Annotated in this window: 20 protein-coding genes and 1 pseudogene; 5 read left to right on the top strand and 16 right to left on the bottom strand. The window is 35.1% G+C overall.

Annotation, left to right across the window (positions count from 1 at the left end; genetic code table 11):
* Positions 1–18: 18 nt before the first annotated feature.
* Positions 19–597 carry a YceI family protein gene (locus tag HC176_RS14255; RefSeq protein ID WP_167919435.1) on the top strand — a complete coding sequence of 193 codons (579 nt, stop codon included), beginning with the start codon at positions 19–21 and terminating at the stop codon, positions 595–597.
* Positions 598–725: 128 nt separating this feature from the next.
* Positions 726–1,379 (top strand): acyloxyacyl hydrolase, encoded by a 654-nt coding sequence (locus HC176_RS14250; protein WP_167919433.1) that lies wholly within the window; start codon positions 726–728, stop codon positions 1,377–1,379.
* Between the two features lie 10 nt (positions 1,380–1,389).
* Here the strand turns inward: HC176_RS14250 and HC176_RS14245 are convergent, their stop codons facing one another.
* The 5 genes from HC176_RS14245 to HC176_RS14225 all read right to left on the bottom strand — a co-directional run bounded on the left by HC176_RS14245 (position 1,390) and on the right by HC176_RS14225 (position 6,715).
* A complete protein-coding gene (locus tag HC176_RS14245) occupies positions 1,390–2,940 on the bottom strand; it encodes an acyl-CoA carboxylase subunit beta (protein WP_167919431.1) in 1,551 nt (516 codons plus the stop codon).
* Positions 2,941–2,942: 2 nt separating this feature from the next.
* The gene (accC, locus tag HC176_RS14240; RefSeq protein WP_167919429.1) at positions 2,943–4,385 is read right to left on the bottom strand and encodes an acetyl-CoA carboxylase biotin carboxylase subunit; all 1,443 of its coding nucleotides are present in this window, start codon (positions 4,383–4,385) and stop codon (positions 2,943–2,945) included.
* A 5-nt stretch (positions 4,386–4,390) separates the two neighbouring features.
* Positions 4,391–4,879: a biotin/lipoyl-containing protein gene (locus tag HC176_RS14235; protein ID WP_167919427.1), complete on the bottom strand. Its 489-nt coding sequence runs from the start codon at positions 4,877–4,879 to the stop codon at positions 4,391–4,393.
* Between the two features lie 59 nt (positions 4,880–4,938).
* Entirely contained in the window at positions 4,939–5,490 is a 552-nt protein-coding gene (locus HC176_RS14230) for an NUDIX hydrolase (RefSeq protein WP_167919425.1), read from the bottom strand.
* A gap of 136 nt (positions 5,491–5,626) precedes the next feature.
* Positions 5,627–6,715: a M42 family metallopeptidase gene (locus HC176_RS14225; RefSeq protein ID WP_167919423.1), complete on the bottom strand. Its 1,089-nt coding sequence runs from the start codon at positions 6,713–6,715 to the stop codon at positions 5,627–5,629.
* Positions 6,716–6,818: 103 nt separating this feature from the next.
* Here HC176_RS14225 and HC176_RS14220 point away from each other — a divergent pair, with 103 nt between their 5' ends.
* Genes HC176_RS14220 through HC176_RS14210 form a run of 3 tightly spaced genes read left to right on the top strand, consistent with a single transcriptional unit; the run spans position 6,819 to position 8,661 of the window.
* Positions 6,819–7,502 carry a DUF4294 domain-containing protein gene (locus HC176_RS14220; RefSeq protein WP_167919421.1) on the top strand — a complete coding sequence of 228 codons (684 nt, stop codon included), beginning with the start codon at positions 6,819–6,821 and terminating at the stop codon, positions 7,500–7,502.
* Positions 7,503–8,129 carry a PAQR family membrane homeostasis protein TrhA gene (trhA, locus tag HC176_RS14215; protein ID WP_167919419.1) on the top strand — a complete coding sequence of 209 codons (627 nt, stop codon included), beginning with the start codon at positions 7,503–7,505 and terminating at the stop codon, positions 8,127–8,129. It abuts the gene before it with no gap.
* A gap of 40 nt (positions 8,130–8,169) precedes the next feature.
* Positions 8,170–8,661 carry a GNAT family N-acetyltransferase gene (locus HC176_RS14210; RefSeq protein ID WP_167919417.1) on the top strand — a complete coding sequence of 164 codons (492 nt, stop codon included), beginning with the start codon at positions 8,170–8,172 and terminating at the stop codon, positions 8,659–8,661.
* A gap of 253 nt (positions 8,662–8,914) precedes the next feature.
* Here HC176_RS14210 and HC176_RS14205 read toward each other — a convergent pair whose 3' ends face one another.
* The 11 genes and pseudogenes from HC176_RS14205 to HC176_RS14155 form a co-directional block, all read right to left on the bottom strand.
* Complete coding sequence (locus HC176_RS14205; protein ID WP_167919415.1) at positions 8,915–10,168, bottom strand: mechanosensitive ion channel family protein; 1,254 nt, start codon at positions 10,166–10,168, stop codon at positions 8,915–8,917.
* Positions 10,161–10,457, bottom strand: a complete 297-nt coding sequence (locus HC176_RS14200; RefSeq protein WP_167919413.1) for a DUF3817 domain-containing protein — start codon at positions 10,455–10,457, stop codon at positions 10,161–10,163. The genes HC176_RS14205 and HC176_RS14200 overlap by 8 nt, the downstream gene beginning before the upstream one ends.
* Positions 10,458–10,531: 74 nt before the next feature.
* Positions 10,532–11,149, bottom strand: a complete 618-nt coding sequence (locus HC176_RS14195; RefSeq protein ID WP_167919411.1) for a YqaA family protein — start codon at positions 11,147–11,149, stop codon at positions 10,532–10,534.
* 311 nt (positions 11,150–11,460) lie between these two features.
* The gene (locus HC176_RS14190) at positions 11,461–13,458 is read right to left on the bottom strand and encodes a transglutaminase domain-containing protein (protein WP_167919409.1); all 1,998 of its coding nucleotides are present in this window, start codon (positions 13,456–13,458) and stop codon (positions 11,461–11,463) included.
* 15 nt (positions 13,459–13,473) lie between these two features.
* Positions 13,474–14,592 carry a signal peptidase I gene (gene lepB, locus HC176_RS14185; RefSeq protein ID WP_209309721.1) on the bottom strand — a complete coding sequence of 373 codons (1,119 nt, stop codon included), beginning with the start codon at positions 14,590–14,592 and terminating at the stop codon, positions 13,474–13,476.
* Between the two features lie 243 nt (positions 14,593–14,835).
* A complete protein-coding gene (locus HC176_RS14180; protein ID WP_167919405.1) occupies positions 14,836–15,033 on the bottom strand; it encodes a hypothetical protein in 198 nt (65 codons plus the stop codon).
* A 70-nt stretch (positions 15,034–15,103) separates the two neighbouring features.
* On the bottom strand, positions 15,104–15,325 hold the full coding sequence (locus tag HC176_RS14175; protein ID WP_167919403.1) for a hypothetical protein: 222 nt from the start codon (positions 15,323–15,325) through the stop codon (positions 15,104–15,106).
* Positions 15,326–15,710: 385 nt separating this feature from the next.
* Positions 15,711–16,763, bottom strand: coding sequence for a hypothetical protein (locus tag HC176_RS14170; protein ID WP_167919401.1), 1,053 nt, complete (start codon positions 16,761–16,763; stop codon positions 15,711–15,713).
* 281 nt (positions 16,764–17,044) lie between these two features.
* Positions 17,045–17,206 carry a hypothetical protein gene (locus tag HC176_RS20360; protein ID WP_167919399.1) on the bottom strand — a complete coding sequence of 54 codons (162 nt, stop codon included), beginning with the start codon at positions 17,204–17,206 and terminating at the stop codon, positions 17,045–17,047.
* A 50-nt stretch (positions 17,207–17,256) separates the two neighbouring features.
* Positions 17,257–19,149: an O-antigen ligase family protein gene (locus HC176_RS14160; RefSeq protein WP_167919397.1), complete on the bottom strand. Its 1,893-nt coding sequence runs from the start codon at positions 19,147–19,149 to the stop codon at positions 17,257–17,259.
* 166 nt (positions 19,150–19,315) lie between these two features.
* Positions 19,316–19,464: pseudogene (locus HC176_RS14155) on the bottom strand (IS3-like element ISLbl1 family transposase); the annotation flags it as partial.

Genomic DNA, 19,464 nt, shown 5'->3' with positions numbered 1-19,464 from the left:
ATTAAAAAATATTTCATAATGAAAAATACATTAAAGACATTAGCATTGGTGGCCATAGCGGCATTAACAACATTTTCTTTCACAGGAATTGATGTAGAAAAGAAAGCGGTAAAAATTTCGGAAAGTAAATTGGTGTGGAAAGGATATAAAGTAACGGGGTCGCACGAAGGAACGATTGATATTAAATCCGGAACTTTGTCTTTTGACGGAGATAAATTAGTGGGCGGGGAGTTCGTAATTGATATGAATACCATCAATACTACCGATTTAGAAGGCGAGTATAAAACTAAATTAGATGGGCATCTTAAAGCCGATGATTTCTTTGGTGTGGCCAATCACCCAACTGCTAGCTTAGTATTCAAAAACGTAAAAGCTTCAGGTAAAAACGCTTACGACGTAACGGCCGATTTAACTATAAAAGACATGACACACCCAATCGAATTTGTGATTTCTATTTACGGAAACAAAGCAACGGCTTCGGTAAAGGTAGACAGAACAAAATACGATATCCGTTACGGATCTTCTAGTTTTTTCGATGGGTTAAAAGATAAAGCCATTTACGATGAGTTCGATTTGGTAGTCGATTTGCAATTCTAAAAAGAATTCAAAAATACTTGAAAAAGAAAAATTGAGATTAATAGCAAGAAGCACCTGTAATGGGTGCTTTTTTTGTTTTTTAGAATGCTATATTTGCAAAATTATTCTAAACCGTTTACAAAGAATTAATGAACCCTGCCTCGAAAAAAATCCCGATTAAGTATTTATTTCTATTAATCAGTTTAAGCTTGTTGCCTTTTTCAAGTGCCGCACAATTAAAAAAAGAAAATACAAAAGTTGGGTTTGCTTCAGGTACGGGTTCACAAAACCGATACCCCTTCAATCTTAGCGATTATTCGCATGAAGTGATTTTTTATAAAGCCATTTTAAATTATACATTGAAGGAAAAGAAGAAATGGGCATTCGAATTTCAGGTTGAACCGAGCTACAATGTAGCCGAACACCAAATGCTGAATCGGTGGTTTGTTAAGCCGGGTGATTATGAGAATTGGGAAGAAAAAAGGGACTTATTCCTGCAAAAAAGAACCATAAAAGAATATGTGCTTAACCTCGGATTTGTAGTCAGATATAAATTAATTGGAGATTTGAGTACCTTCGCCATAGGCGGTGTAGGCCCTATGATTTCAGATAAAGCTACCGAACGTTTGGCAAAAGACTATGCCTTTTCCGATGTGTTTGGGCTTGGGCTGTCCTACCGAATAAAGCGTTGGCAGGTCGGGTTTCTATATTCGGTCCGGCATACTTCAAATCTTGAAATGAAGTACCCTAACAGTGGCCATAACACCACCAATACCGAACTTTCTATTTTATACCAACTGTAAATACTGCCATTTAGAGCGGAATATTACCGTGTTTTCTATTGGGCCGTTCCACCTTTTTGTTTACCAAAGAAGCAAAAGCCTTAATGAGTTTTCGTCGGGTATCCTTCGGAAGAATCACCTCGTCAATAAAACCACGTTGCGCCGCTCGGTACGGATTGGCAAATGTTTCGGCGTATTCGGCTTCTTTTTCGGCTAGTTTTTCTTCTGGATTGTCTGATTTTGAAATTTCCTTTCTAAAAATAATTTCACTAGCACCTTTGGCGCCCATAACGGCAATTTCAGCGCCTGGCCAAACAAAATTATAATCAGCACCAATGTGTTTGGAGTTCATCACATCGTAGGCGCCACCGTAGGCCTTTCGGGTGATGACCGTTATACGAGGCACAGTGGCTTCGCTTAATGCATACAAGAGTTTAGCTCCGTGGATGATGATACCGTTCCATTCTTGGTCAGTCCCAGGTAAAAACCCAGGAACATCTACCAACACCAAAAGTGGAATATTGAAGCAATCGCAAAACCTCGTAAACCTTGCCGCTTTCCGCGAACTATTAACGCCCAAAACACCAGCAAATGCCATAGGCTGATTGGCGATAACACCAATGCTTTGTCCGCCCAAACGCGCAAACCCCACTATAATACTTCCTGCGTAATCTTTATGGATTTCAAAAAACGTATCTTCATCGATAATCCCAGTTATAACCGCATGCATATCATATGGTTTGTTTGGGTTTTCTGGAACGATATCCTGAAGTTCTTCTCGTATCTCGTCCTGTAATTCAATCGGCTGTGATTTTGGTTTTTCGGTGTTGTTTTGAGGCAGGTAACTCAATAATTTTTTCACATCGTTTAAGCACTCCACATCGTTAGCAGAAGTTTTATGCGCCACTCCCGATTTTGTAGCATGGGTTGAAGCGCCACCCAGTTCTTCACTGGTAACCGATTCATTCGTTACCGTTTTCACCACATTGGGCCCCGTAACGAACATATAACTTGTGTTTTCAACCATCAAAGTGAAATCGGTCATGGCAGGGGAGTACACAGCGCCACCGGCACATGGGCCCATAATGGCCGAAATTTGTGGAATGACACCCGAAGCCTGCACATTCCGATAAAAAATATCGGCATAACCACCAAGTGACCGAACTCCTTCCTGAATACGCGCCCCACCTGAATCGTTTAAACCAATAATGGGCGCTCCTACTTTTACGGCCAAATCCATGATTTTACAAATTTTTTCGGCATGGGTTTCGGAAAGCGACCCACCAAAAACGGTAAAATCTTGAGCGTAAACATACACTAATCGTCCGTCAATCATACCATAACCAGTCACCACACCATCACCGTAATATAACTGCTTTTGCATATCAAAATCGGTGGTTCGGTGAGTAACCAACGCGCCAATTTCTTCAAACGATCCTTCATCCAGTAAATAGGTAATGCGCTCACGAGCTGTTAATTTTTTATTGGCATGCTGTTTATCGATGCGTTTTTGTCCGCCGCCCAATTTGGCTTGGTCCAGTCGCTTATTCAGTTCGTCTATTTTATCTTGTTTGGATTGCATAGTTAGTGATTTGGTAAACGTAAAAGTTTTTGGTCTTTAAGGTATTGTTTTACTGCAATTAGTGCAGCCATTCGGGCTTCGGTTTCTTGCCTTTGTTTTATTGTTTCGGGGGAATAATGCTGTTTGACGAAATGCGTGTCGAAATTTCCACTTCGGAAGGCTTCATGTTTACAAACATATTTCCCGAATGCAAGGGTAGTTTCAACGCCTTCAATTTGATAATTTTCAATAGCTTCAATCATCAGTTGAATGGCCTCTTCGCGCGTTTTCCCATGGGTTACCAACTTAGAAAGCATGGGGTCGTAATAAATGGGCACCTCCATATTTTCCTCAAAACCATTATCTACGCGAATGCCTTTGCCCGTTGGGACTTTATAAGTGTTCAGTTTACCTACACTAGGCAGAAAATCATTGAGTGGATCTTCGGCATAAACCCGCAATTCCAACGCGTGGCCGTTAATTTTTAAATCGTTTTGTTTAATTTGAAGCACTTCACCGCGAGCTATTTTAATTTGTTGCTCCACCAAATCTATACCTGTGATTAATTCGGTAACGGGATGCTCCACCTGCAAACGGGTATTCATTTCCAAAAAGTAAAAATTGTGGTCGGCATCCAATAAAAATTCTACCGTTCCGGCGCCCAAATAATCACAGGATTTAGCCACTTTAATCGCCGCTTCGCCCATTTTATGACGTAATTCGGGCGTTAAAATAGAGGAGGGCGCTTCTTCCACCACCTTTTGATGGCGTCGCTGAATACTGCATTCCCGTTCAAAAAAATGCAGGTAATTGCCATGGCTATCGGCCAATACTTGAATTTCGATATGTCGAGGCGAACTCACATATTTTTCAATAAATACCGAACCATCACCAAAAGCCGATTCTGCCTCGCTGATGGCTCGCTTCATTTGAGATTCCAAATCGCTTTCCTTTTCAACAATACGCATACCTTTTCCGCCGCCGCCTGCCGAAGCTTTTATCAAAATAGGAAAACCAATTTGGTTGGCAATGGATTTGGCTTTTTCAACATCGGTAATGGCTTCATCAATGCCCGGCACCATGGGAATATTGTATTGTTTTACAGCTTCCTTGGCCGCCAATTTGCTCCCCATTATTTTTATGGCCTTGGAACGCGGACCGATAAAAACAAGGTTATTGGCTTCGCAAAGTTCAGCGAAAGCAGCATTTTCACTCAAAAAACCATAACCAGGGTGAATGCCATCGACCTTCATTTTTTTAGCGACTTCAATGATTTTATCGCCTTTAAGGTACGACTCGCCAGAAGGCGCTGCACCAATGTAAACGGCTTCATCGGCGAATTTTACATGTGGTGCATTTCTATCGGCCACAGAATAAACAGCCACCGTTTTTATGCCCATCGTTTGTGCGGTTTTCATTACCCGTAAAGCGATTTCACCGCGATTGGCTACAAGTATCTTTTTCATAGATTTTATGCTTCAAACTCAATTAACAACTGATTTTTATCAACGGCATCACCCGGTTTTATGACGATAGATTTAATAACACCATCTCTGGGTGATACCATACTGTTTTCCATTTTCATGGCTTCCAATATCAAAAGTGGGTCGTTTTCCTTAACCGTTTGGCCCACGTCAACCTGTATTTCTAAGATAAGTCCAGGCATGGGGGCTTTAATGACATCAACTAATTTTGATGCACGAGCCGTAAAGCCCATGTCTTTTATCATCACATCTAAGTCGTCGTTGATTTGGACATGATAATTGTTGTTGTTAATGCGGATTCGGTAAGACTTCCCATTGAAATGAGATGAAACGATTTTAGCTTCGTAAGGTTTATTTTGATGAAGAATGTGATAGCTCGTTTTTGAAGTCTCAAGGGCATCTAAATTTGAAACATCGCTTTCTGAAATATTAAAATGAAAAGCGCTATTTACGGTAGCCTTAAAGTTTTTACTCATAGTTTACATGTTGGTATGAGTAAATATAAGGATTTAAAGTGTAGATTCAATAAGGTACCTTAAAGTGCTTGTTTTATTTGATTTAGCACCAATTGGTAGTAACTTTTGTTTGAAGGCACAAAATGATTGTTGTCTTCGGAAATGGTATCTATCAAAGATTGAAACTCATCAATTGTTACCAATTTAAGAGCGTCAACTTCGCCGACTTGCGGAATTAATTTTGAAAGAGACAACTTTAATTCAGCTATAAAAGTATTATGGAATTCGTTGTCCTGAATGCCACTTTCATAGGATTGAAAACACTCAAAAACGCCAATCTTTTTTAAATCGGATGCAGATAAATCCAATCCTATTTCCTCTTTGGTTTCTCGAATAGCGGCTTGTTTTGGGGTTTCGCCGGCATCAATATGTCCAGCCACCGAAACATCCCACATCAACGGGCAAATCAATTTTTGGGCAGAACGTTGCGACAATAGGATTTCTCCTGTTTCGGTGTACAACCAAATATGTGCCGTGTGGTGGTAATAGCCTTTTTGGTGGATTACCGATTTTAATTCGGAACGTCCCAAAAGGTTACCGTGTTTGTCTGCAATGTCGATGTATTCGTCCATAGTTGAATTAAAAGCGTCATTACGAAGGAAGAATGACTGAAGTAATCTGTTTAATGATAGTTCTTAATGTTGAGATTGTTTCACTTTGACTCCGCTCAGCACAGGCTCTTCTCGCAATGACGCTTAAATTTTTGGTTTACTCAAAATAGCTAAACGTATCGCCAGCTTTTATTTGAAGTAGTGTTTCGTAAATCAGTTTAATCACGTTTTCAACATCGTCTTTGTGCACCATTTCTACCGTGGTGTGCATGTAGCGCAACGGCAGGGAGATTAATGCTGAAGCCACGCCACCGTTACTGTATGCAAAGGCATCGGTATCGGTTCCTGTAGCTCTCGATAGTGCCGAGCGTTGGAACGGAATCTTTTTCTTTTCGGCCGTATCGGTAATTAAATCGCGTAATTTCTGCTGAACAGCAGGCGCGTATGCCACCACTGGGCCTTTACCCATTTCTAAAAGCCCCTCTTTTTTCTGTTCAATCATTGGGGTAGTGGTATCGTGGGTTACATCGGTAACAATGGCCACGTTGGGTTTAATGGTTTGGGTAATCATTTCGGCACCACGTAAACCAATTTCTTCCTGTACCGCATTAGTAATGTAAAGTCCGAAAGGCAACTCCTTTTTGTTTTCTTTCAATAAACGGGCCACCTCGGCAATCATAAATCCGCCCATTCGGTTATCAATGGCACGACAAACCAATTTATCTTCGTTTAGAATATGGAATTCATCTGGGTAGGTAATCACGCAGCCCACGTGCACGCCCAATTTTTCAACTTCTTCTTTATTGGCACAACCACAGTCGATAAAAATATTATCGGGTTTTGGAGCCTCTTCCTTCGATTTATCGCGTGTGTGAATAGCCGGCCATCCAAAAACACCTTTTACAATACCGTTTTTAGTATGGATGTTCACTACTTTACTCGGAGCAATTTGGTGGTCGCTCCCGCCATTTCTAATCACGTAAATGAGTCCGTTGTCCGAGATATAATTCACATACCACGAAATCTCATCAGCATGCCCTTCAATCACCACTTTGTATTTGGCTTCGGGGTTTATTACACCCACAGCCGTTCCGTAGGTATCGGTAATAAATTCATCTACGTAGGGTTTCAGGTAATCCATCCACAGTTTTTGCCCCGTCCATTCGTATCCTGTAGGAGAGGCATTATTTAAATATTTTTCCAAAAAATCCATCGACTTTTTGTTCAGTATGCTCTTCTTCGCCATATATTAAAGTTTTGCACTAAAATAGTAATATCCACAGAAAAAAAATGTTTTACACTCTGTAAATTCTTAATTTTGGCATACTAAATGCTCCAATGTTTTACAGATGAATTATTTAAGATTTATATTTCTACTAATCCCCACAGTATTGGCAGCTCAGGTAAATGAATTTGAAACCGATTCAACCGATGTGGACTACCTAATTATTGAGGGCGATTCGGTGCCGAGAACAGCAATTGATCTAGATCAGGTAATGTTGTTGCACAAACTGAAATTCGACAGTAGGGAAGATCGCATCCGCTATTTAATTTTACGCCGAAAAACCCTAAAAGTATATCCGTATGCTAAATTGGCTGCCGAACGATTGGATTCGATGAACCAACGTATGGCGCAACTAAAACGTAATCGTGATAAAAAACGGTATACCCGAATTGTTCAAAAATATATTGAAGGGGAGTTTTCTGAAGAACTCAAGAAAATGACCCGTACCGAAGGGCAAATTCTCGTGAAGTTAATTCATCGTCAAACGGGCACCACGGCTTTCGATTTGGTAAAAGAACTCCGAAGCGGTTGGCGTGCCTTTTGGTACAATACCACAGCGAGTATGTTCGATATTTCTTTAAAACGGGAGTTCGACCCCGTAAACGTTGAGGAAGACTATTTAATTGAGGATATTTTGCAGCGTAATTTCCAGAGCGGCCTATTGGAAAAACAAACCCCGGCGTTGAAATTCGATTTCTACGAACTCTCGAACAAATGGGTGTTTTCAGATGACAAAAAACAAGAGTAAATGCGCAAACAAACGCCCTTAGAGGAAAAACTTAATGCCATTTCGCACGCTATCGGTGCCTTGTTTGGCATTGTGGCTTTGGTGGTGCTAATTTTATTCGATACGCACAAAACGGCTCATAGTCTGCTAAGTGCTATTATTTACGGTACCTCAATTATTGTGCTTTTTACCGCCTCTACGTTTTATCATGCTACGAAAAATGAGAGCCGAAAACATATTTTTAGAATCCTGGATCACATTAGTATTTACTTCCTTATTGCCGGTACTTACACGCCCGTTTTGCTTATTTCGCTACTGAACAGCAAAGGGTGGACGCTATTTTACACCGTTTGGGGTATTGCTTTGTTTGGTATTATTTTGAAGTTGTTTTTTACCGGGAAGTTTGAAGTCTTTTCCACGCTGTTGTATTTGGTTATGGGCTGGCTGATTGTTTTCGATTTTAGTCAGCTATCAGAAGTGATGCACAGTAATGGCATTTTGTTACTATTCGCTGGTGGAATGGCCTATACTTTGGGCATTGTTTTTTACGTGGTGGAGCGCATTCTGTTTAACCATGTTATCTGGCATTTGTTTGTTTTAGCAGGTGCGATTTGCCATTTTTTTATGATTTATTTTTATGTGATTTGACAAATTCCCGTGAAAACGGGAATCTCTTAATCAATGAATTATGATTGAAATATCCCTTGCAAAATCAACGGAACACTATAAAACCATTGAAGTGTTGGCCTACACGATTTGGAATGACCATTATATTCCCATCATCGGAAAAGCCCAAGTAGATTATATGCTGGAAAAATTCCAGTCGGCAGCTGCCATTGAAAATCAAATAGCTGACGGATTTGAATATTATCTGTTGATTTATAAAAGTGAAACCGTTGGTTATTTAGCCATAAAACCCGAAGAATCAGCCTTGTTTTTAAGCAAGATTTATGTGTTGCCCCATTATCGTGGACAAAAAATAGGCAAAAAGGCTATGGATTTTGTGGAAAAACATGCAAAGGATTCTGGGAAAACACACATCCGATTAACCGTAAACAAAAACAATGTTCAATCTGTTGAAGTTTATAAAAAGTTGGGCTTTAAACTGGTGGGACCAATTGTTATCGACATTGGCCATGGCTTTGTTATGGATGATTTTGAAATGGTGAAAATGCTTTGATTTCTCGGGAAAGGCTCGCCAAGGCGCTAAGGCGCGAAGTTTTATCTAATCTCTATAAAATTCGTCAATTCGAGTAAATTTCACGATAGAAAGAGTGAAATTTGTATCGAGAATAGAATTTTCATGAAAAGTTCTCGATACAATTTATCGTCCCTCAAAATCACTCGAACTGACGCCACTCTTAAATTAAAGATGCTTAGTTTTATTTTAAGTATTCTTTGCGACTTAGCGCCTCTGCAAGAGTATATTTTTATCAAGCGTGATTGGCCTTAAACACGGAATTACTAGGCAATTCAAAAACTTCCAAACCGAAGTAGGGGAGTGCGGCTATCAAATGGTCGAAAATATCAGACATGATATATTCGTAATTTTCCCAACGTTTGTCACTACTGAAGGCATAAATTTCCAAAGGAATACCCTGTGTGGTGGGCGCCAATTGCCTGGCCATAATCATCATATCTTTGTTGATGGCCGAATGCTGTTTTAAATACGAATCAATGTATTTTCTAAATACGCCCAAATTGGTCAAATTTCTACCATTGATGAGTAACTCTTTATTGATGTTTCGTTCTGTATTGAATGCATTAATGTCAGACTGACGGCTTTCTAAATACGAGCTGATTAATTGTATATCTTTCAATTCTTCAACATCTTTTTCCGAAAGGTATTTTACGCCATCCTGTTTAATATAAAGCGCTCTTTTAATTCGTCGGCCGTCCGATGTGGTCATGCCTCGCCAATTTTTAAACGAATCGGAAATTAAAGCATAGGTTGGAATAGTGGTAATAGTTTTATCGAAATTCTGGACTTTAACCGTAGCCAAAGTAATTTCTGTAACATCACCATCGGCACCATATTTTTCAAAGGTAATCCAGTCACCAATGCGTACCATATCGTTGATTGAGACTTGAATACTCGCCACAAAGCCCAAAATCGTGTCTTTAAACACCAAAATAATCACGGCTGAAGCGGCACCCAAACCGGTGATGAATTTTATAAAATTGGTTTCGGTAATAATGGCCAAGCACGAAAATATACCAACCACCCAAGCAAAAATCATAAATACCTGAATGTAACTGGCAATGGGCTTGTCTTTAAACTGCTTTAGGGTTTTTAAATAATCTTTTACGGTATTGAGTAAGCTACGGGCTATCCATAGCATTAAAATAACACCAAATACTTTTAAGCCTTTTTCGGCGATGTTTTCGTAGTAACCAAAATCGGCCAGTACGATGGGCACAAATTCCAAAGCGATTAGCAACGGAACGATGTGTGCGATATTCCGTGGTGCTTTATTGGCTACCAACAAATCGTCAAAATTGGTCTTCGATTTTGAAGCAAATTGCGAAAACACACCAATAAGCAGTTTTCGAGCAATAAAATCGACAATAAAAATAAGAATGAATAAGGCCACCAATAGCAACAACATATTTAAATATTTGGCGGCGGCTTCAGTAGTGCCGAGTTCAATTAAATAGTCGTACAACCAGTGTTTTATTCTATCCATTGCGGTTAGGTTTTAAAAATTTCTTTTCCACATAAAACGTTCCGAAAGGTATTATGGAGGCAAGTAAAACCACCATAAATGTGCGGTTATTCCATTTGTAGTCGTTTTTCAGCATAAACGCCATAGCCACATAGGCTATAAATAAAATACCGTGTGGCATACCCAACATTTTAACGTATTGCGGGTCGTTGGCCATATATTTTATTGGGGTAGCGATAAATAGCAAAAGGATATACGAAACGCCCTCCAGCAATGCTACAATTCGGAAAATATTTTTAAATGAAAGCATGTTGATTTGTTTTGTGCAAAAGTAGAACACAACACCCAAATAGCGATACGATTTAAGACTTTTTTAGGCTATGGCTAAACCACATTGAAAATGAGGATGCCGTAAATAACGAAGCGCAGCAACCTTAACGAACCGTAAAGCATCACACTACGAAACGGAAATTTGATGATGCCCGCCGCAATACAGGAAATGGAAAAGGGTAGTGGCAATAGGGCACCAACCACAATTAAAAAACCGCCCCATTTTTTGGAGTTTTTTAACTGTTTCTCCATTTTTTGCTCCAAATAATTGTGAACCGATGGAATTTTGGTAATGGTGCGTCCCATCCAATAGGATAACAAACCACCGCTGTACGATAACAGTGCCAACAGACTTAAATACAGCCAAGGCGCATACATTTTTCCAGCCCAAGCAATAAAAATTTCTGGTGGAACAAGCCCCAAAAGCGTTTCGGAAACAAAAAAGAAACTAAGTACGCCATAAGCCGGGAGTATTTCGGTGAGCCTGGTTAATGCCGCATTGATATCAAAAAAATAATTGATTACGTAAAGCGCCACCACAATACCGATAATATATGGCAAGGCTTTTTTAACGGCTTGCCAAACAAACGTATAAAACCCCGTATAGCTGTAATACTGGTGCAGTAACTGCCATCGTGATTTTTCAGATTTGTTTTTTGGTTTCGGTTTCATGTCCAATCCAAGATTTTTGGGAGTACAAAGATACTACAAGATCGAACTTCTGTAAAATACTATATTATATTTAATCTTATTTTAACAGTGGTAGTGGGGTTTTGAAATTTTCTATTTTACATAATGTAAATTATAGTACAAATGTTCATTATGTTGTTTAAGCCATTGTTTCCATTTGATAGCTATAATGTAGTATTATGTAAAATATCCCAGAAGCATCTGTTTTCATAAGGATAATTGGAACTTGGGTCATTAAACAAGAATCGGTCTGCTACGCAGCGTTAATGCATTTGTATCTATAATTGTAATCATTACAAATTATAAAAAGACTTATCATTTTCATATTCTGAACAGCCTACCCAAAACTGATTGCCGTCATCATCAAATTTAAAGACAAATTCTTCTTTACCTCTTGAATTATTTTTTAGTAAATACAATAGATTTTTGGGTATTGAATTATAGACTAAGACAGTATCTGTAGCCTTTTTTTCTCCTAAAGAAACCCATTTTTTATCCCAATAATGTAACTCGTAGTTGTCTCCTACATTAATGTGATTCCCATCATTTCTAGCTTGAATTTCAAAACCAAAAATTTCTTTAGGTTTATTAAAGGAATAAGTTATGGTTAAAAATTTTCTTTCTACATATGATAACTGATTATTGTCAATAATGTTGGTATAATCATCAGGTTCCTCTTCACTATTTATGAGCAATTTATCCCAATCTTTTAAAACTTCACCATTTTTATTATCTAGCAATTTGAAAGAAGCTATACTAACTTTTCTTCCATATTTCTTTGCTTTAAACCTAAAAAACTTATACTTTTTCGGAGTATTGAAATAAAATTTAATACTCTGTGTACTCTTGAATTTTGAAATTGAATCTAAATCAATGTAATGTGTATCAGAATCAATATTTGCTCCTTGAATTATTGCCCCATTTAAATCTTCAATTCTTCTATATTTTTGCTTTTTTGATTTAATCCCAAAAGGCGGATATTTCCTTAACAGTTTTGCTTTCTCAAGTACAGTTTCATTATTATTAAAAAAAACAATCTTTCCATCCTTAGTTAGTTCAAAAGGGTAATTAATTGGGTTTTCAGGACTTTCAACATAAGGAAAGTAAATAATATTGTTCCCCATGTTTTTAAAAAAGGCACTGTTATTATTAATCTTTTCAGCCGTTGCTACCTTGAAAAGGTCTTTGTTAGAATCATAAATTCCTAAAAAAATATTACTATCACTAAGTTTATCTATATTCCAAATAGCAGGAATATCGACGTCAAAAACATCTCTATATAAATGAGTTACTTCATATGCAGGTTCTTGTTTTTTATGAAATTGCCGTCTATACACTTTAGGAGTACTACTAAACCTAAACGTTTTTTCTAAATCAAAATAGACTGGACCACTGTTCAAGGCTCTTTGATTGCCATTATTTAAATAAAAAACCCAAGTATGAGCCCCACCACTTCTATTTGTATTTCCTAACTTGGTAGTATAATCAACACCTGCTGGAATACCTAATGCCCTAAGAATATACACGATATAATTAGTTATATCTGTACAGTCTGCAATCTTAATATGGTTTATTTGAGAAAATGAATATGGGTAATTATAATTAGGATGACGTTTTGATATCACTCGAAACCTATTGATGTCATATATTTTCCCTACCACATCATCCAAAGAATTCGTTTTTAACGAATCATATACCCATGAGTACTCTTCATGTAATTCTTTTCTTTTATTTGCTTCAATTGGTTCTTGTCCAACTCTATAAGGCAAGACGTAATATAAAAACTCATCAAAGTTTTCACATAGCTTTAATGGCATTTTTTTATGAGCTATAAAAGCTAATTCAATATTATCAATAAGATATTGCGCATTTACGAATTTTAAATCATAATGTAAGTCTGGTGATTTATCTAATAATGGATTTGCTATTGATATTGAGTCTAATAGCAAACCCAGTTTTGTGTATGTAGAGTCTTTTGGGTTTTTTTCGCTTGGGTTTTCTTTTATCTGCTTTTCACGTTCTTTGCCCGCTAATGCAAATGCTTCATCAAAAACTTTATTACCTTTTTTAAAAGAATGATATGGCATATTAGCTATCAAATAATAAGCAGATTTAAGCTTTAAACTATCATTAGGATTCTTATTGTATGTATTAATTACTTTTAAAAGCTCACTTTTATTTTCTCCTGCTAATGAAAGTGCTTGTTTTACTTCTTTTGGAAGGTTTCCTTTACTACAAGAGCAAAAAGTTAAACTAACAATAAATACTATACCTAATCTTTTAAATATCATTTTTGGTCGTGTTTTTTAGTCTATACTTTTTAATAGACGATTCCATTGAAATTTGTTTTTATAATTCGAAAACAACACACATTGTACTTTGCCAATAATGTTTTCTTCTGGCAAAAATCCCCATACTCTAGAATCTGAACTTGCTTTTCTATTATCACCCATCATAAAATAATAGTTTTTTTTAAAGGTATACGTTGTTGCTGTTTTACCGTTAACATAAAATTTACCTTCATTATGTTTTAGATTCCCTTTTTCAAATTTGTTAATGGTTTGCTTGTATAACAAATAGTTTTCGTAGTTTAAATCAATTTTCAAGCCTTTTTTTGGTATTACAAAAGGCCCCATAGAATCGAAGGTCCAGTTTTTGTTGGGTAATTTTGCCAAAAACTTTCTTTTGGGTCTAAAAGGGTCTAAACTTATTTGGAAATTTTCAATGCTTTCTAAGTTTTTAATCCTTTCCACCTCATCTTTTGATAACCTAGCTTTTAGAAAATTATTTTTGCGAATTATACTGAATCTGATATGACCCAAATTTAAAGAGTCAATGGCCTTATCAAAAGCCGTTTTATATTTTACCTTAAATTTATATCTATATTTTGCGGCTTCAACTTTAAAAATTTTACCATTGTTATAAACTATGCCATTTTTTATATGTAAAGTATCCCCTGCAATAGCCACACATCGTTTTACTAAAATAAAGTCTTTTCTTAAAAGAGAATTAAAAACAATAACATCGCCTTTTTTAATAGCGGTTGTACCAGAAAATCTTTTATAGGGCCACCAATACTCGTTAAACCGTTTTCTTGCATTTTCGTTATAATAGTAAGGTATGTTTATAAAAAGTATATCAAAAGGCGAACGTGGTAATCGTGGGCCATATTTTAGTTTGTTAACTATAATAACGTCTTTTGGAAATAAAGTGTCTTCCATAGAAGAACTAGGGATTCTAAATACTCCGAAAACAAATGTTTTAAAACTCGATATTACTAACACTAAAAAAAATATACTTAAAATAAATTTAAGTACTTTTTTACAATAACTATTTTTAATCAGGGTTAAGAACTTGTTGATTAAAAAACAAACTAAACATAATACTACTAAAAATATAAAAAACCAGAGTTTTCCTGATATCAATATGAATAGCAAAAAAAAATAAATTAGATAATGTTTGTTCTTAATGTTAGTAAAGCTAATTGTTTTCAATTATTATCAATTAATTGATTAGTGAGTTGGTCATTGATGTTTTAAGACTTAAATTCAGCATATTGTTAATTAGAAATTCTTCTGTTGTCAGTTTAAAAAAATAGCAGAAAAGAACAAACGTTTTAGTTTAGCTCTTAGCTGCTATTTTTTATACTCTAGTTTTTTCGAAAGTGATTATTTATTAATGATTTGTTTAATAGAAAAAATAAAAAGACCTAAAAAGCCAGCAGTTCCTAATAGGGATACATAAAATTTCCAATTATCAAAGCCGTTCGGAATTCCTTTTTCTATAAATAAAAATAAACTTCTAAAAAACAGAATTCCCATAATTATAAACATAATCCTTATTCGTCTATTTTCATTTTTTTTCATGTCTCGTTTTTTTAACATGCATCAGCAGTACCTAATGCATATAATGCTCCAGTTATAACACCAACAATTCTTAATCATTGCCTTTTTTGTTTTTAATTTTCACATAAGTATATAAGAAAAGAAATGAGAGCGTAAAACCGATAACTATTTGAAATATTTTTAAATACATAATCCCTTTTTGTTGAGGAAAACCGTTTTTAATAATAAAGCCAGTATCAATTCCTGCGAATCCGGCTAATAAGCAGAATAGGAGCAAGTATATAATCGGGTACTTCAGCCAAAAATTTTTCATGTCTATCATTTTTAAATATCATCACAAGCTAGTCCTACAGAAACAGAGGCAGAAACATAGTATAAGCCTGCTGTAACACAGGATGATGCCAGTGTAGCTCCAAGTGCTGGTGGATTACAAACTAAATTTTAGGTTATATTAACCGCTGTTTCCCGTAAAACTTTTAATATTACTTTATTGATTTGTTTTCCTTTGTTTTCTAAAATCACGAGGAAAAATTAAAAAAAGTAATAAAACAATCAACAAGACACTACCGAGTATTTCATATAATTTCATAACCTCGTAGTTAATTATTAAAAGAATTATACCTGTTATAGTAAATATTAGAAACATAATTCTTCTTGGTATTGTCATTTTATATTTATAACTCATGGATTTCAACTTTTTAATACCATTCCATACAACTTCCGAACTCATAAACTGCTATTCCAGCTCCAACCCACCCTAAAGTTCTAGACAAAATTTTTCTAAGAGCTTTTTTTGCTACTTGTTTTGTAACTTTTCCGTTAAATAGTTCAATAACAGCATCAACTCCAACTGATCTTAGCATACAGTCATACCAATTATCACCCCATTCATTCCACCAACTTTCTTCTTCTTCAGAATAATTAGTGTTCTGATAATCGTCGTCATAATCATCATTGGTCCCCTCATCTGCATAATAATTTCCATAGGCATCTTGAAGTTGATACCAGTCTGACCATGAAATTCCATCACCCTCTGAATAAGCAGGAACTACTATCACTATTTCAGCGAGTACCTCTACTTCACCATTGGCATGCGCTATTTTTGTTAAATCTAAAAGACTAGTATTGTTAAAAGCCATTGTGGTTCCTGTTTTTATTTTTTTTGGCCTATATTCAGCCTTTCCAGGCATATAACCAGTTCTTACGAGTTTATTCATTACTTTAAGACCATAATAATCAAATGCAATTATTTGATGTAACAACTCCCTTTCTCCTTCAGGAACTAAGTCGTCAACTCTTTGGTTAATAGCAGCAAGTTTATCCATAAATGCAAGTGCCGATTTACTGTGGGTACGTGCATGTTCAATGGCATTAAGCGCACGTTGTTGCATGGTAGTTAGTGTCTGCTTCGTAGTAGGGTTTTTATTCATTTGCTTTAAAGCAATGTTCTCTTCTTGTAGAATAAGCATATCTTCTTGAGGGATAGCATACTTATTACCAATGACTTCTGTGGTCACCTCATTAGCAACTTTTTGTACAGCCCAGCGGTTTTTTAAATCAATGTTGTTATTCTTTAATTTTTTTGTTGTTTTGCTCAAACTTTCAGCAAAAAGATTACCTAGCTCAATATCAGATTCACTAAAATTTGGTTCAACTCCATTATAATAAATGTCTTTAAATTCTTGGTTATCTGAGCAAGAATTAAACACAATAGATAATGCAATAAATGCTAAATAAATTATTTTTTTCATTTTTAAAAATTTTATATTGATTTTTATTTAATATTTTTTCAAAAGTCTTAAAGGAAATACTACTTTTGCAGAATATTAAATCGTTTTTGACTTCATAAGCGATTTAGTCAATAAAAAAATTAAAGACTTCCTCTGGGTGTTATTTTTATTTATGTCATTGGCATGAATTTTTAGTTAAACAATTTGTGATTATATTTTTTAACCTAATATGCTCAGAGGTTTTATATTTTTTGTTGATTTTTCAAAATTAAAACCTCACAGGGACAAATTCTGTCACTTTGCTATTTTTCTATAAAATATTTTTTGTTTTTTCTACAATACACGATGCTTTTACCTTCATTTCTAAGATTTTCTAGCATTCTCTTTACTGTTCTAATACTACAACCATAATCCTCTGCTACTTTTTCTAATCTACATAAGCGTTTCTGTTCAATTAAATACAACAAATGTTTTTCCTTTTTTTTTTTTTTGGTGGTAGGTCATTATTCTATTTTTAGTTAATTATTTTCTTCATTTCTAATTGTATTTCTTTAATGGCAGTAGATGGTACTTTTATTTCTTTTTGCAATACTTTATTAGCAATATCTATCGCTTTTTCCTTTTGGTTACTTTCGTCATATAATTTTGCTAATAAATACACAGGGTAAAAACGCACAGGGACCATATTGTACGCTTTTGTATATGCAAATTCTGCCTTTTTGTATTTTTTACTAGATTTGTAAGCGTCACCGATAGCTGTTTCTATAATGGTGGTATTTAGATGCCTTTTGGCTTGTTCTAAAATTTCAATAGCTTTTTTGTCTTGTTTGTAAATGGATAGTGCTTTACCATAATTCATTAAAAACTCGCCATTGTTTTTTAATTCTGGATATGCTTCTTCATATTCTTGTATAGCACTTTTATAATCACCATATTGATAATTGTTTTGCGCTAATTTCCAATTTTTAAAGCTGGTATCTAATCTATTTACATGGTTAAAACTAAAAACAGTGATTAATAGAAGACCTACTAGTATTGATGTTTTTAAAGCAAGTTTTATAGAAGTATTAATTTTAAAAGTTTGAAATCGCTTTATTTTGTTTTGGTCTAACAGAGCTAAACCTGACAATAACACAACCATAATAAGTTTAATAGGCAGGATTTCCATTGGATATGAAAAAAAAGCAAAGACCCCAATGGGCAATAGGTTTATTTTAAAAATGATGTTTAAATACTTATTTTCTTTTCTTGCAGGTGTTCTTATAATGAAGTATAAAATTAGTATCAATATGATAAAACCAAAGACTCCCTGTTCGGTTATAAATTGAATAAACTCATTAAAGGCATAATACGTATTATCAGCAACCAAAGCTTCTTGAGTTTCTCCATGCTCTGAAAAGTAATTAGCTTGATAGTTCATATAATGCGCCTTAAAGCGATCAAAACCTACACCAAAAAGGGGGTTGTCGTTTATCATTTTTGTTGAAACTTTCCAAATAAATAAACGTCCGTCTGAAGACCCTTTTTTAAAATGATAAACGCCTAATAAGCTTATTCCTATAATTAATATTATGCTAGTTTCTAATACTACTTGTTTTAGTTTAGATAAGCGATTAAATAGTTTGTTGAGAATTTTATACCGTTGTTCAAACATTAGGCTACTACTTATTATAATTGCCAACCAAGATGCTCTAGACTGTGTTGCTGGAATAACTAGAATAATACTTATTATGCCAATTAACGGAATATACCTCACAGCATGCTTAATAATAGTATTAAGATGTAAAAAGCTTTTATTCTTTATATCTATTCTTACATGACTGATTACTTTCTCTCTAAAAAGATATAAACCTAAAGCTATTGGAAAAACAGAAACAAGAAAGCCTGCATAAGGACCAGGATTAAAAAAACTTCCTGTTAATTTAAACCCTAAATGGTTAGATGGATAATACCCTAATAATTGCAAATTACCATAAATAGCTTGAATAATGCCAGAGGTTACAATAGCCAACAGCAACCAATAAAACAGCTTAACATTTATAGTTCTGAAAATTACATACAAAAAAACAAGCCCTAATAATTCTATAAAACGAATGGAAAAACCATAATCTGTTTGAAATAAATATCTATTAATTACGATATAAATAACTAAGACTACTAAAACCAAATCTATATTAGATAATGATAAGTGAGTTACTTTCGATTTTAAAATCCAGAAAATGGAAAAGCCAAATAAACCAATACAACTATATATAATCACAATAAACTTACTGGTAATTGTAGATTGAGGATAATCTGTTAGATTTATTTGAGGAATGGCAACTAATAAAACTATAAGTAAGAGAATTGTTAAAAACTGCTTTGTTTCTAAGCAAAGAAAAGTTGATACAGTTTTATCTCTAAACATAAGTGTTTTTATATTCTAATTTATGCTGAGAGATGCATGTTGTATTATAATATCTGCCTAAATTAAAAGATTTTACGCACAACAACTGTCCTGTACTGTCCTGTATGTTTTATTGAAGTTAAATTATTTGGACTTTCAACAAAAAACTGGACAATTAGTTGAATGACTATGCCGCTAGTTCAAGGTTATACATATCTAATTCAAATTCTTTAATTGTTTTGTTCCCTAAAAAGGAATGTCTTCGTTTATTATTGTACCAAGTTTCTATCCACTGAAAGATGGATAATTCGGCCTCAGATCTTAATCTATAACTAT

It is taken from the genome of Tamlana crocina (assembly GCF_012037625.1).
The sequence above is the reverse complement of the archived record's forward strand: the minus strand, read 5'-3'. Positions and strand labels throughout refer to the sequence as shown.

What these genes read in the sequence shown, in the direction of transcription:
- HC176_RS14250 (WP_167919433.1), top strand. Translation starts at nt 726, where the DNA reads ATGAACCCTGCCTCGAAAAAAATCCCGATTAAGTATTTATTTCTATTA.
- HC176_RS14205 (WP_167919415.1), bottom strand. Translation starts at nt 10,168, where the DNA reads ATGGATAGAATAAAACACTGGTTGTACGACTATTTAATTGAACTCGGC.
- HC176_RS14220 (WP_167919421.1), top strand. Translation starts at nt 6,819, where the DNA reads ATGAATTATTTAAGATTTATATTTCTACTAATCCCCACAGTATTGGCA.
- HC176_RS14225 (WP_167919423.1), bottom strand. Translation starts at nt 6,715, where the DNA reads ATGGCGAAGAAGAGCATACTGAACAAAAAGTCGATGGATTTTTTGGAA.
- HC176_RS14175 (WP_167919403.1), bottom strand. Translation starts at nt 15,325, where the DNA reads ATGAAAAATTTTTGGCTGAAGTACCCGATTATATACTTGCTCCTATTC.
- HC176_RS14160 (WP_167919397.1), bottom strand. Translation starts at nt 19,149, where the DNA reads ATGTTTAGAGATAAAACTGTATCAACTTTTCTTTGCTTAGAAACAAAG.
- HC176_RS14210 (WP_167919417.1), top strand. Translation starts at nt 8,170, where the DNA reads ATGATTGAAATATCCCTTGCAAAATCAACGGAACACTATAAAACCATT.
- HC176_RS14190 (WP_167919409.1), bottom strand. Translation starts at nt 13,458, where the DNA reads ATGATATTTAAAAGATTAGGTATAGTATTTATTGTTAGTTTAACTTTT.
- HC176_RS14235 (WP_167919427.1), bottom strand. Translation starts at nt 4,879, where the DNA reads ATGAGTAAAAACTTTAAGGCTACCGTAAATAGCGCTTTTCATTTTAAT.
- HC176_RS14255 (WP_167919435.1), top strand. Translation starts at nt 19, where the DNA reads ATGAAAAATACATTAAAGACATTAGCATTGGTGGCCATAGCGGCATTA.
- HC176_RS14200 (WP_167919413.1), bottom strand. Translation starts at nt 10,457, where the DNA reads ATGCTTTCATTTAAAAATATTTTCCGAATTGTAGCATTGCTGGAGGGC.
- HC176_RS14230 (WP_167919425.1), bottom strand. Translation starts at nt 5,490, where the DNA reads ATGGACGAATACATCGACATTGCAGACAAACACGGTAACCTTTTGGGA.
- HC176_RS14170 (WP_167919401.1), bottom strand. Translation starts at nt 16,763, where the DNA reads ATGAAAAAAATAATTTATTTAGCATTTATTGCATTATCTATTGTGTTT.
- HC176_RS14180 (WP_167919405.1), bottom strand. Translation starts at nt 15,033, where the DNA reads ATGAAAAAAAATGAAAATAGACGAATAAGGATTATGTTTATAATTATG.
- accC (WP_167919429.1), bottom strand. Translation starts at nt 4,385, where the DNA reads ATGAAAAAGATACTTGTAGCCAATCGCGGTGAAATCGCTTTACGGGTA.
- HC176_RS14245 (WP_167919431.1), bottom strand. Translation starts at nt 2,940, where the DNA reads ATGCAATCCAAACAAGATAAAATAGACGAACTGAATAAGCGACTGGAC.
- HC176_RS14195 (WP_167919411.1), bottom strand. Translation starts at nt 11,149, where the DNA reads ATGAAACCGAAACCAAAAAACAAATCTGAAAAATCACGATGGCAGTTA.
- trhA (WP_167919419.1), top strand. Translation starts at nt 7,503, where the DNA reads ATGCGCAAACAAACGCCCTTAGAGGAAAAACTTAATGCCATTTCGCAC.